11 protein-coding genes are annotated in these 13,756 nt (G+C 59.3%); 4 read left to right on the forward strand and 7 right to left on the reverse strand.

Annotated features, from left to right (window positions below; genetic code table 11):
• Positions 1-41 precede the first annotated feature (41 nt).
• Positions 42-509 (reverse strand): hypothetical protein, encoded by a 468-nt coding sequence (locus QLG02_RS19075; RefSeq protein ID WP_270827101.1) that lies wholly within the window; start codon positions 507-509, stop codon positions 42-44.
• 154 nt (positions 510-663) lie between these two features.
• Here QLG02_RS19075 and QLG02_RS19080 point away from each other — a divergent pair, with 154 nt between their 5' ends.
• Positions 664-3,807, forward strand: a complete 3,144-nt coding sequence (locus QLG02_RS19080; protein WP_282465905.1) for a DEAD/DEAH box helicase — start codon at positions 664-666, stop codon at positions 3,805-3,807.
• Positions 3,808-3,848: 41 nt separating this feature from the next.
• Here the strand turns inward: QLG02_RS19080 and QLG02_RS19085 are convergent, their stop codons facing one another.
• From QLG02_RS19085 to QLG02_RS19100, 4 genes are all read right to left on the reverse strand, one after another.
• On the reverse strand, positions 3,849-4,436 hold the full coding sequence (locus tag QLG02_RS19085; protein WP_282465906.1) for a histidine phosphatase family protein: 588 nt from the start codon (positions 4,434-4,436) through the stop codon (positions 3,849-3,851).
• A gap of 141 nt (positions 4,437-4,577) precedes the next feature.
• Complete coding sequence (locus tag QLG02_RS19090) at positions 4,578-5,231, reverse strand: PAS domain-containing protein (protein WP_005299461.1); 654 nt, start codon at positions 5,229-5,231, stop codon at positions 4,578-4,580.
• 58 nt (positions 5,232-5,289) lie between these two features.
• Entirely contained in the window at positions 5,290-6,579 is a 1,290-nt protein-coding gene (locus QLG02_RS19095; RefSeq protein WP_135320131.1) for an L-serine ammonia-lyase, iron-sulfur-dependent, subunit alpha, read from the reverse strand.
• Positions 6,580-6,601: 22 nt separating this feature from the next.
• On the reverse strand, positions 6,602-6,985 hold the full coding sequence (locus tag QLG02_RS19100; protein ID WP_005299455.1) for a Rid family detoxifying hydrolase: 384 nt from the start codon (positions 6,983-6,985) through the stop codon (positions 6,602-6,604).
• 248 nt (positions 6,986-7,233) lie between these two features.
• Between QLG02_RS19100 and QLG02_RS19105 the strand changes: the two genes are divergently transcribed.
• The 3 genes from QLG02_RS19105 (at position 7,234) to QLG02_RS19115 (ending at position 11,296) form a co-directional block, all read left to right on the forward strand.
• Positions 7,234-8,529 (forward strand): amino acid permease, encoded by a 1,296-nt coding sequence (locus tag QLG02_RS19105; protein WP_041218311.1) that lies wholly within the window; start codon positions 7,234-7,236, stop codon positions 8,527-8,529.
• Between the two features lie 188 nt (positions 8,530-8,717).
• Positions 8,718-10,724 (forward strand): methyl-accepting chemotaxis protein, encoded by a 2,007-nt coding sequence (locus tag QLG02_RS19110; RefSeq protein WP_282465907.1) that lies wholly within the window; start codon positions 8,718-8,720, stop codon positions 10,722-10,724.
• Positions 10,725-11,005: 281 nt separating this feature from the next.
• A complete protein-coding gene (locus QLG02_RS19115; RefSeq protein ID WP_282465908.1) occupies positions 11,006-11,296 on the forward strand; it encodes a hypothetical protein in 291 nt (96 codons plus the stop codon).
• A 74-nt stretch (positions 11,297-11,370) separates the two neighbouring features.
• On the opposite strand, the gene QLG02_RS19120 is transcribed toward QLG02_RS19115, so the two are convergent.
• Both QLG02_RS19120 and speA read right to left on the reverse strand, forming a co-directional pair.
• Positions 11,371-11,559, reverse strand: coding sequence for a hypothetical protein (locus QLG02_RS19120; protein ID WP_042065358.1), 189 nt, complete (start codon positions 11,557-11,559; stop codon positions 11,371-11,373).
• A 285-nt stretch (positions 11,560-11,844) separates the two neighbouring features.
• Positions 11,845-13,746, reverse strand: coding sequence for a biosynthetic arginine decarboxylase (speA, locus tag QLG02_RS19125; protein WP_017409891.1), 1,902 nt, complete (start codon positions 13,744-13,746; stop codon positions 11,845-11,847).
• Positions 13,747-13,756 lie beyond the last annotated feature (10 nt).

A 13,756-nucleotide genomic window follows, 5' to 3' on the forward strand; every position in this document is an offset into this window, starting at 1 on the left:
GCCGAGCAAAGCCGCTAGTTGAGTGAAGGCGGCGTTGGCCTTCACTGTTGGGTGCGACACGCCTGGTCACGCTGGGCCAGTAGAGTTTCATCATCACTGTCCATCGCGGCCAGAATGGCTTGATTGCAGGCGCGCTCAGCCTGCCGGGCCGCATCCGGTTTACTCTCGCGAATATCGGCGATCATGGGGCGGTAGTTAACTGAAGCGGCGCAGTACATGGCGCGATACTGGGGCTGCTGCGAGTGGCTGTCATCCTGGCGCGACAACTGATCACACAGCTTGCTAAATAGCGCTGCCGCCTTGACGGTGCATTGGCTGAAGCGCCGTGCATCCTGCTCGTAGCTGCGGCAGACGCTTTTCGGCTGCAGCTGCCAAAACTGGAAGGCAAAGGGGATTTGTTCCCCCTCATACTCCACCACCAGCGACTTGAGCTCAGTGCCATAAATATCCGATACCTGCTGCTGTACCAGATTGAGATAAGCCGAGAAAAGATAAGAAACCGGATCCATCACCACCTCCCTGTGGTTACCACTGCCGAGTTGTATCACGGAAAATCGGGGCAATTTTCAAACGAGTAACAGGCGACAACAGCTTACTGATTTGGTTGGAAAAAATGATACTCTTCTCGCCACCCTCATGTACAACGTTCAAGGCCAGTGTTCGATGCAACAATGTGGTATTTATGAACAACTCATTACTCAACTGCTGACATCTCGACTCGACCGCGAGCGCTTTTACGTAGGGGAACGCCAGCTTGAACCTGCCGAAGCGGCAGTCTGGTTATCCAGATTTCTGAGTCGTGTTTTGGAATATGCGGTGGGTTCTGTCACTGGAGAAGATCAACTGCAACGGCAGATTGAGCTGGCTAACCAGTTATTGCTTTGGCTAAAAGATCGCACGCAAGACCCAGATTTTATTGGTGAGAACCTCATCGATAGTCAGGGGAAAATTCTGACCGCGCTCTACCAGTTGGATAACCCCATCTCTGCCAATTTAAAGCAATATGCCGAAGATATTTTTCCTCTGACCGGTCTAACGCAAAGCGAGCTGTTCTGCGGCAGCAATGCGGGTTTGTCAATGGAGTCAGAGATTAAACGGGAGATATTATCGGCAGATAGCATCTGCTGGCTGGTCTCATTTATCAAGTGGGCAGGTATCCGTATTTTCCGTCATGAACTGGAGGAGTTCACCCGTAGCGGCCGCCAATTGAAAGTGATTACCACCTCTTATATGGGAGCAACCGACGCTAAGGCAGTTGAATTTTTAGCCAACCTCCCCAATACCGAAGTCAAACTCAGCTATAACACCCAGCGCGAGCGGTTGCATGCCAAAAGTTATCTATTTTGCCGAAATACCGGCTTTCATACCGGCTATATAGGTTCATCCAACCTCTCTCACTCTGCCCTCACCAGCGGCTTGGAGTGGAACTTAAAAATCACCTCGCAAGAGATCCCTCATATTATCGAGAAATCCCTGAGTACCTTTGAAACCTATTGGGAATCCGATGATTTTGAGCTGTTTGATGGCAGGCTCGAAAGCCGTACAAAATTGCAGCATGCACTGCAAGAGGCCCGTGGCGATGGTGATAGAAATAGCTCTTCCTATTTCTTTGATATCACGCCGTTTCCCCATCAACTGGAGATCCTTGAACAATTGGCGATGGAGCGCGCTTTACACCAGCGCTTTCGTAACTTGGTGGTAGCGGCTACCGGTACAGGGAAAACTCTGATCTCCGCCTTTGATTTTGCGCGTTTTCTGAAAACCAAACCCGATGCCAAGTTTCTGTTTGTCGCCCACAAAGAGGAGATCTTGCGCCAAGCATTAGCCTCGTACCGCGGAGTGCTCAAGCAATCAAATTTTGGCGAACTCTTGGTCGGCGGCGCCGTGCCAACCCACTACCGTCAACTATTTGCCTCGGTGCAATCCTTGAATAACCAGCTGGCTAATTTACGTCTTAGCCAAGACTATTTTGATTACATCGTCATTGATGAGGTTCACCATATTGCGGCGGCCAGTTATCGCGGTCTGCTCGCCGCCTTTGAACCTCAGATTCTGTTGGGATTAACCGCAACGCCAGAGCGCCATGATGGCGGTGATATTCTTGCCGACTTTTGTGGTGTCATCGCAGCAGAAATCCGCTTGCCCGAGGCAATCAATCGTCGCCATCTCTGTCCATTCCAATATTTTGGTATCGATGATGATACTGACTTGCGCCAAGTGACTTGGAAAAATGGCCGTTATGACATCACTGAGCTCACCAATATCTATACCCACAGTCAGCAGCGGGTACAGAAGATAGTCCAGAGCCTCAATGAGATCGTCACCGATATTACCAAAATCAAAGCACTGGCATTTTGTGTGAGCCGTGAACATGCCGATTTTATGTGCAAGGCATTTTTATTGAAGGGCATCAAGGCTGACATCCTCACTAGCGATAACCGAGACGAGCGACATAGTAAGCAACAAGATTTGCGTACCGGCGTTATCAATATTCTCTGCGTGGTGGACATCTTCAACGAAGGGGTTGATATCCCGGAAGTCGATACCTTGCTGTTTTTACGACCAACGGAAAGCCTCACCATCTTCTTGCAGCAATTAGGGCGCGGCCTGCGGCTGGCGAGCGATAAAGAGTGCTGCACCGTATTGGACTTTGTTGGGAATGCCCGTGCGGAGTATGACTTTGCCCAGAAATTCCGGGCACTGGTGGGTAAAACCAATAAGGCGATCAGCCACGAGATCAAACAGGGCTTCCCTCACGCCCCCTTGGGCTGCCGCATCGAGCTCTCAAAACAGACCCAAGAGTTAATTCTGAGCAATATCAAAAAGGCGACTCTCAATACCTCGCGCCTCATGGGCCTGATCCGCCGTTTCTCACAGGATTGCGATTTACCGCTGACACTGGCGAATTTTTTGAAGTTCTACCCTCATATCAGCCTTGAGGAGATCTACAAGCGCGGTAATTGGAGCGCCTTGGTCAAACAGGCCCACAACCATACCATTTCTGAAATGAGCGATGAGAAGCTGTCGACCCTCTACACCCGGGCCATCAAAACCCGGCTATTGGGCTGCGATGCGCTCCATTACTTGAACTTCTTACAAACCTTGGTGGAAAGCGCCTTTACCTTAACGGCTGAGCACGATGAGCGGATGGCCTTGATGTGCCATTACGACTTCTGGCAACAGAGCGGCCCCAACGCAGGCTTTAGCTCCTTGGGGCACAGCCTGAAACAACTCAATCAACCTGAGTTAAGGGCCGAGCTGGCAGATCTGTTGCCTATGCTGATCAACCGGGTGCAACACGAGCAACTGGCCATGCCTGACCTTCCCGGCAATCCACTGCAACTGCATGCTCGCTATGCCAGAGAGCAGGTGCTGGTTGGCTTTGGGGCAACCACCTTCACGCAACAGCCCTCGGCTCGCGAAGGGGTGTATGTCATCACAGAGCAAAATATCGAGTTGCTGTTCGTGACCTTGAACAAAACGGAGCAGCACTTCTCCCCCACCACCCGTTATCACGACTACGCCATCAACGAGTCGCTGTTCCATTGGCAGAGCCAAAACAGCGCTCGCCCAGAGCGAGGCAAGGGGCTGAGTTACATAAACCACAGGGCAGAGGGTAAGCGCGTGTTTCTGTTCGTTCGTGAACAGAGCAAAGATGAATTTGGCCGCACCCTCGGCTTTGTGAACTTTGGTGAGGTGGAGTACGTATCCCACACTGGCAGCCAACCGATGAACATTAAATGGCGTCTCAGTACTCCGATGCCGCCATTTATGTGGAAGGATGCAGCAAAATTGGCCGTTGGCTAAACAACAAACGGCTCGCCAATGGCGAGCCGTTTTGGTTGGGGTCAGCAGGGGATCCGCTCGATGCGGCCGCCGCTCAGTTTGAAGAAGGCATCTTGCGGCAGCTCCTGCAGCCAGGTGGTGGTGTAATCCAAGTCCGCATAGGCGCCGCGCAGCATGGCGCCGAACAGGCCGTGGGAGACCACGATGGCCCGCTCGGCGATACGCTCATCCTGCAGCCAGCTCAGGGCCCGGCCTCGAATGCTCTGAAAACTCTCCCCCTCGGGGGCTTGCAGATACCAGTCTGGCTGCTCCAGATCCAGCTCGGGGTGGGCCGCCAGCAGCTCGGGCACCCGGCGACTCTCCCACTCCCCCATCCCCAGCTCCACCAGCCGCTTGTCCCAGACGATACGCGCTTGGTCCAGGCCAAGCTGCTGGCACACCCGCTCCGCCGTCTGGCGCGCCCGGCCGAGGGGGCTGGCGTAAAGGGTCCAGTCGGCAGGCTCGGCCAGGAGCTTGGCCAGGCGGGAGCCCATGGCGAGGGCCTGGGCTTCCCCCTTGGCGGTCAGTTCGGAGTTGCAGCGCCCCTGCAGCCGCAGTTCGGCGTTGTAACGGGTCTGGCCGTGGCGCAGCAGATAGAGGGTACGGGACATGGTTTCTCCAGCAGGCTCAATGAGATAACAAAAACTGAAGAGGCATGATAACAGATGCGCCGGGGCAGCCAAGACGCAGGCGGGGGGCGGAAAAAACAAAACGGGTCAATGCTGACCCGTTAATGCTGGCTGGCGCCGTGCTCAGCCCTTCTTGATCTCCCGCAGATAGCGGTAGATGGAGTGAACCGAGATGCCGAGCTGGCGGGCCGCTATCTGGGCGCTGTCCTTGAGCTCGAAGATGCCGAGCTCGTGCAGCTGGTTGACCATGACCCGGGTCTTCTGGGATGGGGGCACCGCCTCGTTGCCGCGCACCTCGGCACTGACGGTGTCGATGGTGCTGTTGAGGGCCTCGTCGATGTTGCGGGCAAACACCTCCGGGGTGGCATGACCATCGTGGCCGTGCAGGCACTCCGGCATCATGGTGCGCAGCACGGATTGCAGCGGGGCATCCATGTCGGTGTTGATGCAGAGCAGACCGATGGCCTGCCCCTCGCCATTGCGAATGACGGTGGTAAGCGAGCGCAGCGTCTTGCCGGTGGCGCACTTGGTCATGTAGGGGCTGGAGATATCCTGCCCGCTCTTGAGTTTCATCATCGCCAGGTTGGTGATGGGGGCACCGACGCTGCGCCCCGTGATATGGCCGTTGGCAATCTTGATGATCGACGGATTGCGCGCATCCAGGCTGTGCAGCAGCACCTCGGTGTGCTGACCATACATGGCGGCGATGCCGTCCACGATGATCTCCATCGCCTTGAGGATCTCGAAATCGGTCTGACTCAGCTCTTGCAGCTTCACATTGAAACCTTATAAAAGGGCCGCCGACCCGGACAAGGGCGGCAGCCGACAGGGACACTCAGGCGGACATGATATCAATAATGGTGCTGTCTGTGGCAGACATGCCGTCTTTGACCATCTGGCCCACGTTGCGAATGGTCTGCTCCACGTTGCCCGCCACGATCCCCTGCCCCGACACTGCATGGCTGTTGAGCGCCATCAGGAAGCCGCGCACCGCCGCCCCGGAGGAGGTGCTCACCTTCATGGCGCAGGAGGCCTTGGCGCCGTCGCACACCATGCCGGCGCTGTCGCTCAGCACGTTCTGGATGGCGTGGCAGGATTGCTCGAAACTGCCGCCCGCCAGATAGACCATGGCCATGGCCGCCGCCGCGCTGGTGACCGTGTTGCCGCAAAAGGCCGACAGCGGCGGATAGTGGGACTTGATGTAGATGGCCCCCAGGTGGCTCATGATGAGGGCGCGGGCCAGCTGCTCTTCGCTGGCACCGAAGCGCTCGGCGATGACCACCACCGGGATGGTGGCGGCGATGCCCTGGTTGCCGCTGCCGAAGTTGCTCATGGCCGGCAGGCTGGCGCCCCCCATGCGGGCATCGGAGGCCGCCGCGGTGCGCATCACGATGCGGTTCATCACATCCTCGCCGATGAGACCGGCCTGGATGTTCTGCTGCATGGTGCGGCCGATCTCGAGGCCGTAGGGGTTGTTCATCCCCTCGTCGGAGAGTTTGCCGTTGAGCTCGGAGGCCTGCAGGATAAAGCGGATCTGCTCGAACTCCACCTGGGTGGCGAACTCATGAATGGCGGCGATGCTGATGTCAACCCCATCGCAGATGGCGCCGGTGGCGCCACCCTGGCCTTGCTCGGCCGTGAAGGTCACTTCATCATTGCGGCGCTGCTCGACGATGCGGGTATGGCCACCGCACAGGGTCACCTCGGCGCTGTGCTCGGTGCCCTCTGCATCAAGGCCCAGCAAGCGGACCCGGCAATAGATGAACTCGGGGGCCGAGGTGCGGCTCACCTGCACCTGGCCTGCATCGATCAGCTCCTGCGCCTCTGCGACCTGGGCCGGCGTGATGGCGGCCAGCACCTCCAGTCCGACCTCGGCGTTGCCGCCGATGGCGCCGGCGGCAGCGGCAATGGCCAGCCCAATCTTGCCGGTACCCGGCACATAGACTCCCATGGAGTTTTTGTAGAGGTTGTCCGACACCACCACCTCCAGCCGGACGGGCTTGCAGCCCAGTTGCCGGGCGGCGACGGCGGCGGCATAAGCGGCGGCGATGGGCTCGGTACAACCCAGCGCCGGTTTGACAACCTGTTGAATAATCTGCAGATACTGCTGCCACGCTTGCTTCATCAGAACACCCTTTCTATCAACATTAACCAGCGATGTGAGCGATCGCTTCCACTTCCACCCTGACACCCATCGGCAGATCCTTCACGGCAAAGCAGCTGCGGGCCGGGCAATCTTTCAGGAAATAGCGTTTATAAACCTCGTTGAACGCGGCAAAATCACTGATCTCGGCGAGATAACAGGTGGTCTTGAGCACGGTATCCAGGTTGCCGCCGGCGGCCTCCAAGACATGCTTGAGGTTCTCCAGCGCCTGACGGCTCTGGGCTTCGATTCCCCCTTCCACCACGCCGCCCTGCTGTTTGCACACCGGCAGCTGGCCGGAGGTAAAGATGAGGTCGCCATAGGCAGTGCCATGACTGTAGGGACCGATGGCATCGGGTGCGGCATCCGCCACGATGATCTTTTTCATATCGCCACTCCTTAAAATGCAATTATTTTTGCAATCAATAGTCTCGTCTTGTTCAACATTATTTGCTTATTAGGCATTCCGTTCAACTAAAACCTGCAAAAACAGCGATAAATTCGGTAGCAGGCGCAAATTGAAAGCGTGATCTGTCTCCCTCTTTAGGTAGAAGAGCGATAAAAAGCATTGTTTTGCCGCTTTTTATTCAACTATATTTGCGCCTGATTTTTACCCCTACAAAAACAAGGTATTTTATGGACGCGCACAGTACGACACTCACCCGGCCCGTGATGGGCACGCTGGAATGGAAAGAAGCGGTTCGTTTTGACAGCACCGACTGGGGCTGGGTCATCATGAGCATCGGCATGGCCATCGGGGCGGGGATCGTCTTCCTGCCGGTACAGGTTGGACTGATGGGGCTGTGGGTGTTTCTGTTGTCGGCGGTGATCGGCTACCCGGCCATGTACATGTTCCAGCGCCTCTTCATCAATACCCTGGCCACCTCGCCCGAGTGCAAGGACTACCCCAGCGTCATCAGCGGCTACCTCGGCAAGAACTGGGGCGTGCTGCTTGGTGCCCTCTACTTCGTGATGCTGGTGATCTGGGTGTTCGTCTACTCCACCGCCATCACCAATGACAGCGCCTCCTTCCTGCAAAGCTTCGGGGTCACCCAGCAACTGCTCTCCGAGAATCCCTTCTACGGGCTGGTGCTGATCTGCGCCCTGGTGGCGCTGGCCTCGCGCGGCGAAAACCTCTTGTTCAAGATCTCCACCTTCATGGTGCTGACCAAGATCAGCGTGGTGGCGGTGCTCGGCCTGATGATGGTGGGCAAGTGGGATGCCGCCAACATCACCGCCATGCCGGCCAGCGGTGACTGGCTGAAGGATGCCATCGTCATGCTCCCCTTCACCCTCACCTCCATTCTTTTCATCCAGAGCCTGAGCCCCATGGTGATCTCCTACCGCTCGCGGGAAAAGTCCCTGGAAGTGGCCCGCTTCAAGGCGATGCGCGCCATGAACATCGCCTTCGGCATCCTGTTCGTGGTGGTGTTCTTCTACGCCGTCTCCTTCACCCTCGCCATGGGCCACGAGCAGGCGGTCAAGGCCTCCGAGGAGAACATCTCGGCGCTGGCCATGGTGGCCCAGGGCATGCCGGGCCAGACCCTCAAGCTGCTCAGCCTCACCCTCAACATCTTCGCGGTGATGACCGCCTACTTCGGCGTCTATCTGGGCTTTCGTGAAGCCTGCCAGGGGCTGGCGATGAACCTGCTGCGCCGGGTGATGCCGGAAGATCGCATCAACAAGGGGCTGGTGGGCAAGGGCATCATGCTGTTCACCGTGCTGCTCTCCTGGGGGGCCATCGTGCTCAACGCCCCGGTACTGAGCTTCACCTCCATCTGCAGCCCCATCTTCGGCATGGTGGGGTGCCTCATCCCGGCCTACCTGGTCTATCAGGTGCCGGCGCTGCACAAGTACAAGGGAGTCTCCCTCTACATCATCATCGTCACCGGCCTGCTGCTCTGCGTCTCGCCCTTCCTGGCATTCAACTGAGCCGCGACCTTCTCCCATCGGCAACGGGCCACCCTCAGGGTGGCCCGTTTTTCTGACCCATTCAGCCCCTTCTCCGCGTGAAAAAGCCAAGGGGATCACAACTTCCACCCCGCCCCCAGCCGAGCCACCCGGCGAGGAGTAATATCCAGCCATCCCGCTACACGCCCCGTCGGGGCCCGAGGCTTCATATGAAATGGATATTCACGCCCGCCATCCGGCTCGGCAATCAGCTCTCCTTCAAATACAAGTTTTTGCTCTGGTCCTGCCTGATGCTGCTGCCGCTCGCCTACAGCATGACCAACCTGCTGGGTCGGCTGCAGGATGACAACGCCCAGGCCCGCAAGGAGCTGGCCGGCGTGGTCAAGCTGGCGCCGCTGCCCGCCATCGAGCAGGCCCTGCTGACCCATAGCAACCTGGTCACCCGGCACGGCTATGAGCAAAACCCGGTCGGCGAAGAGGAGGTCAAGGCCGCGGCCCGGGCCGTCGATGCGAGCCTGGCCGCCTTCGCAGCCACCAAACAGCAAAACCCCACCTTCGATACCCTCGCCCAGGAGTGGTCCAGCCTGCAAAGCGAGGCGCTCGGGGTCGAGGTGGATCAGAGCAACCTGCGCCACGACAAGCTGCTGACCGAGGTGCGCCACCTCTACAAGAGCATCACCGCCGCCAGCAGCCTGGTGCAGGATCCCGCGCTCGGCACCTACTACATGGTGGTGCTCGCCAGCGAACGGCTACCGCAACTGCGCGACCTGCTGGCTCAGGTGCGGGATCGCGCCGCCACCATCGCCGACTTCGGCCTGTTTCAGGCCCAAGGGTATAGCGCCCTGCGCTTTCGCCTCGACCTCATCAACGCCACCCTGCAGGAGCTGGAAGCCGACCTGACCCTGCTCTATGAGATGGCGCCCGCCTATCGCAGCGAACTGGGCCAGCAGACCGACGCCCTGTTGCAGCAGGCCCATCAGGGGGTCGTCACCCTGGAAAACAAGATGATGAAGGATCAGCAGGTGCAGCTCTCCAGCAAGGAGGTGCTGGCGCTGGGGGATGGGCTGGATGCCGCCATCACGACGCTGGCCGGTCAGGTGCGCCAGCGGCTGGAGGCGGATCTGCACCAGCGCATGGCCGCCAACCAGAGCCACTTCTGGTGGGTCACGGCGCCGCTGACCGCCATCCTGCTGGTCTATCTCTACCTGATGATCGGCGCCTATCTCTCCTTGCGTGGCACCGTGGGCCGGGTGCGGGAGATCGCCGCCCGGGTCAACGCCCAGGATCTCAGCCAACAGATCGAGATCGTCGGCCAGGATGAGCTGGCGGCCATCAGCCGGGATTACAACGTGACCCTGCAGACCCTGCGCACCCTGATGCTGCGGGTGCGGGAGAACGGCGTCAGCGTGGTGGAGAGCGCCACCGAAATCGAAGCACGGACCTGCCGCTCCCAGGAGGTGATCGCCGATCAGCAAGGGGAGACCCATCAGGTGGCCACCGCCATCAAGGAGCTGGCCGCCACCTCCCACGACATGGCGGGCAACGCCCAGCAGGCCGCCCGCATGACCCAGGAGGCGCAGGCCGTGGTGGGTCAGGGCGAGGCGGTGGTCGAGCGTACCATCAAGGCCATCGACCACATCAACCGCGAGGTGCTGCGCACCGCCGAGACCATCGGCCAGCTGGAGCAGCAGTGCAGCCAGATTGGTGGCGTCATCGGGGTGATCCGCGGCATCGCCGAGCAGACCAACCTGCTGGCGCTCAACGCCGCCATCGAGGCGGCCCGCGCCGGTGAGCAGGGGCGCGGCTTCGCGGTGGTAGCCGACGAGGTGCGCTCGCTGGCCAACCGCACCCAGGGGGCCACGGTCGAGATCCAGCAGATGATCGAGCAGCTGCAAACCGGTGCCCGCGCCTCGGTCAACGCCATGTCCGCCGCCAGCCGCGAGGCACAGGAGGGGGTCGGTCTGGCCCAGGAGGCCCAGCAGGCCTTTGGCGCCATCACCGAGCGGGTGGGCAGCATGGTCGACACCAACTCGGTGATCGCCAGCGCCATCGAGCAGCAGGGGGCCGTGGTCAACGAGATAGAGCGCAACGTGGTGCGCATCTCCGATGGCAGCGACGAGGCGCTGCAGGTGGCCAACGCCGCCCGCGACGCCGCCCGCCAGATCCACCAGCTCACCGAGCAGCTGCGTGCCATGGTGCAAAGCTTCGTGCTCTGAGCCGGCGCCAATCACCCACGCCAGCCCCCTTGCCGGGGCTGGCTTTTTTTGCCAATCCAGACCGTCGGGCCGCATTGTTTTTCTTGGCGAAAAAAGTATCGGCTACCCATTGTGCGATGAGGATAAAGCGGGGTAATCTTCAGCCACAACAAGATTCGAACGTTACCTTTATTGCCTGCAACAGGCCCGGGGATCAATTCGACGCCCGAGAAACAGTTCGACGAAAGTCCGGCGAGAGGAAGCTCGCATCACGACACAACCGTTCAGGCGAGGTATCGCAAATGGCGAAGTACCAGTTTTTCTCTATCCCGGCCTCCAACCGGCAGCAGTACACCTTTATCGACATGGCCTCCCCCACCTTCCTGCCCGAGAAAGAGGCGCTGCTGACGCAGGGGTTCGAGGTGGAAGAGGATTTCATCGACGCGGCCAACCCGCGTGAGGCGGTGGAGAAGTATCGCTCCAACTTCCTCTATGTAGCCGATGAGATAGGCAAGTCGGACACCGGTTACGCCGCGGCCATTGCCGTGCAGGCGCTCGGCAAGACACTGCTGGGGCAAAACCGAGACAATTGAGCAGATAAATGAAGCGCGGCCAGCGGCAAGCTGCCGATGGCCGCAGGCAATGCTGGCAATGCTGGCAATGTAGTTCAGCAGCGGGCGAGCTGGCGGAGCATCTCGATAAGCTCCTCCTCGCTGCTGGGCTCATAAGCGAGCTGCAGGCAGGGCGCTGCGCCCCCCATCAACATGTAGACGTGGGTGCTGCAGTGATCGTAGTGATACCACTTACCGTCGATACAGACGTCGGTGTAGCATCTCGGGTCCCTTTCAAGTTCCATACGCACATCCTTTGTTACATCCCTTCAACATCACTCTGACCGTAAGATAACCCGGCCGCTGCAAACTTGATGCAGATCAAGGGAAGCGACGGCCGACGCGGATATCTGCCGGATCTGCGGCCCATGGGGCCCAACACCGACATCCATCAGCCGTACCCAACCCAAGACTCACCCCGCCGGCGCATACTGCGGTGGATCGTGCACAACAAAAACGGCGCCCGCAGGCGCCGTTTTTTTTATCTCCGCGCCACGTGGTCTCGCGGTGCGGGTGAACAAGCCTCGGGCTTATTCGTCTTCCAGGTAGGCGTAGCCTTGCAGACCCAGCTCCAGCTCGTCGAGCAGGGCCTTGCGGGTCGCGTCGTCCAGCGCCGGGTGGGAGACGATGCGCTGGTAGTTCTCGCGGATGACGGACGGGTCGATGTTGACGTAACGCAGCAGCTGGTCGACGGTGTCGCCGCGCACCACGTTGCGAATGTCCATCTTGCCTTCGTCATCGAGCCACACTTCCGCGCAGTGGGTGTCACCGAACAGGTTGTGCAGATCCCCCAGGATCTCCTGGTAGGCACCGACCAGGAAGAAGCCGACGTGGCACTCTTCGTTCTCGCCGTAGACCGGCATCGGCAGGGTGCTCTCGACCCCCAGACCGTCGACGTAGTGCTCGACCTGACCGTCGGAGTCACAGGTGATGTCCATCAGGATGCCGCGGCGGGTGAGCGGGCGCTCGAGGCCGGCCAGCGGCATCACCGGGAACACCTGACCGATACCCCAGGCATCCGGCAGGGACTGGAACAGGGAGAAGTTGGCAAAACACTTGTCAGCCAGTTTCTCAGAGAGCTCGTCAGCCAGCGCACGGTGGTTGCGGTTGACCGGGTTGAGCAGCTCTTTGAGCGCCAGACAGGTGTTCTGGTGCAGCATCTCGGCCCAGGCGCGTTGCTCCAGGTTCAAGAGACCCATGGTGTACTGGGTATTGACGTCACCGAGGTCTGCCACCGAGTCGTGGAAGATCTCCAGCAGGGAGGGATCTTCGCTGCGCAGGTCCAGCCAGCCTTTCCACATGTTCTGCAGAATGGTGGGCGCATCCTCGTCCGGTGCGCTGATGTCGTTCATCTCCACCCCTTCGGCACCAATGATGTTGGTGACCAGCACGGCGTGGTGAGCGGTCAGGGCACGGCCGGACTCGCTGATGATGGTCGGGTGCGGCAGGTCGAACTCGCGGCAGACATCGCCGATGCCCCACACCACGTTGTTGGCGTACTCGGAGAGGCTGTAGTTGGCGGAGCAGTGGCTCTGGGAACGGGTTCCCTCGTAGTCCACCCCCAGGCCGCCACCGACGTCAACCACTTCGATGTTGGCACCGAGGCGACGCAGTTCGGCGTAGAAACGGCCGCACTCGCGGATGCCGCCCTGGATGTCGCGGATGTTGGCGATCTGGGAACCCAGGTGGAAGTGCAGCAGTTGCAGGCAGTCCAGTTTGCCCAGCCCACGCAGACGCTCGATCAGCGCCAGGATCTGGGAGGCGGACAGACCGAATTTGGACATGGAGCCGCCGCTCGATTCCCACATGCCGGAGCCGGTGGAAGCGAGCTTGGCACGCACCCCGATGTTGGGCTTGATGTTGAGACGAGCTGACTCGTCCAGCACCATTTCCAGCTCGGAGGGCTTCTCCACCACGATGTAGACCTTGTGGCCCATCAGGTTGCCCAAGAGGGCGTGGCGGATATATTCGCGGTCTTTGTAACCGTTGCAGACGATCACCGAGCCTTGCTCATGGTGATGGGACAGCACGGCCAGCAGTTCCGGTTTGGAACCAGCTTCCAGGCCAAGCCGGGGCTTGTCGCTGTAGGACTGGCTGATGGTCTCGATGACGCGACGCTGCTGGTTTACCTTGATCGGGTAAACACACAGGTAGTCCCCTTCATAGCCTGACTTCTCGATGGCCTGACCGAAGGCGTTGAACAGCGCATCGACCCGACTCTTGAGGATGTCGGGGAAACGCAGCAGTACCGGAGTGGTCAGCCCGGATTGACGCAACTGTTCGATGGCGTCGGAGAGCACTATCTGTGCATCAGGGCGTGATTTGTCGGGAGCGACGGTCACATGACCGGCGTCATTGATGTTGAAAAAACCCGCACCCCAGTAGGGAACGTTGTAGACCTTCAAGGAGTCCTTGCTGGACCAGTTAGTCATGGGCTATGCC

Source organism: Aeromonas sp. V90_14, from assembly GCF_029967615.1.
In the GTDB taxonomy this organism is placed as follows: Bacteria; Pseudomonadota; Gammaproteobacteria; order Enterobacterales; family Aeromonadaceae; genus Aeromonas; species Aeromonas hydrophila.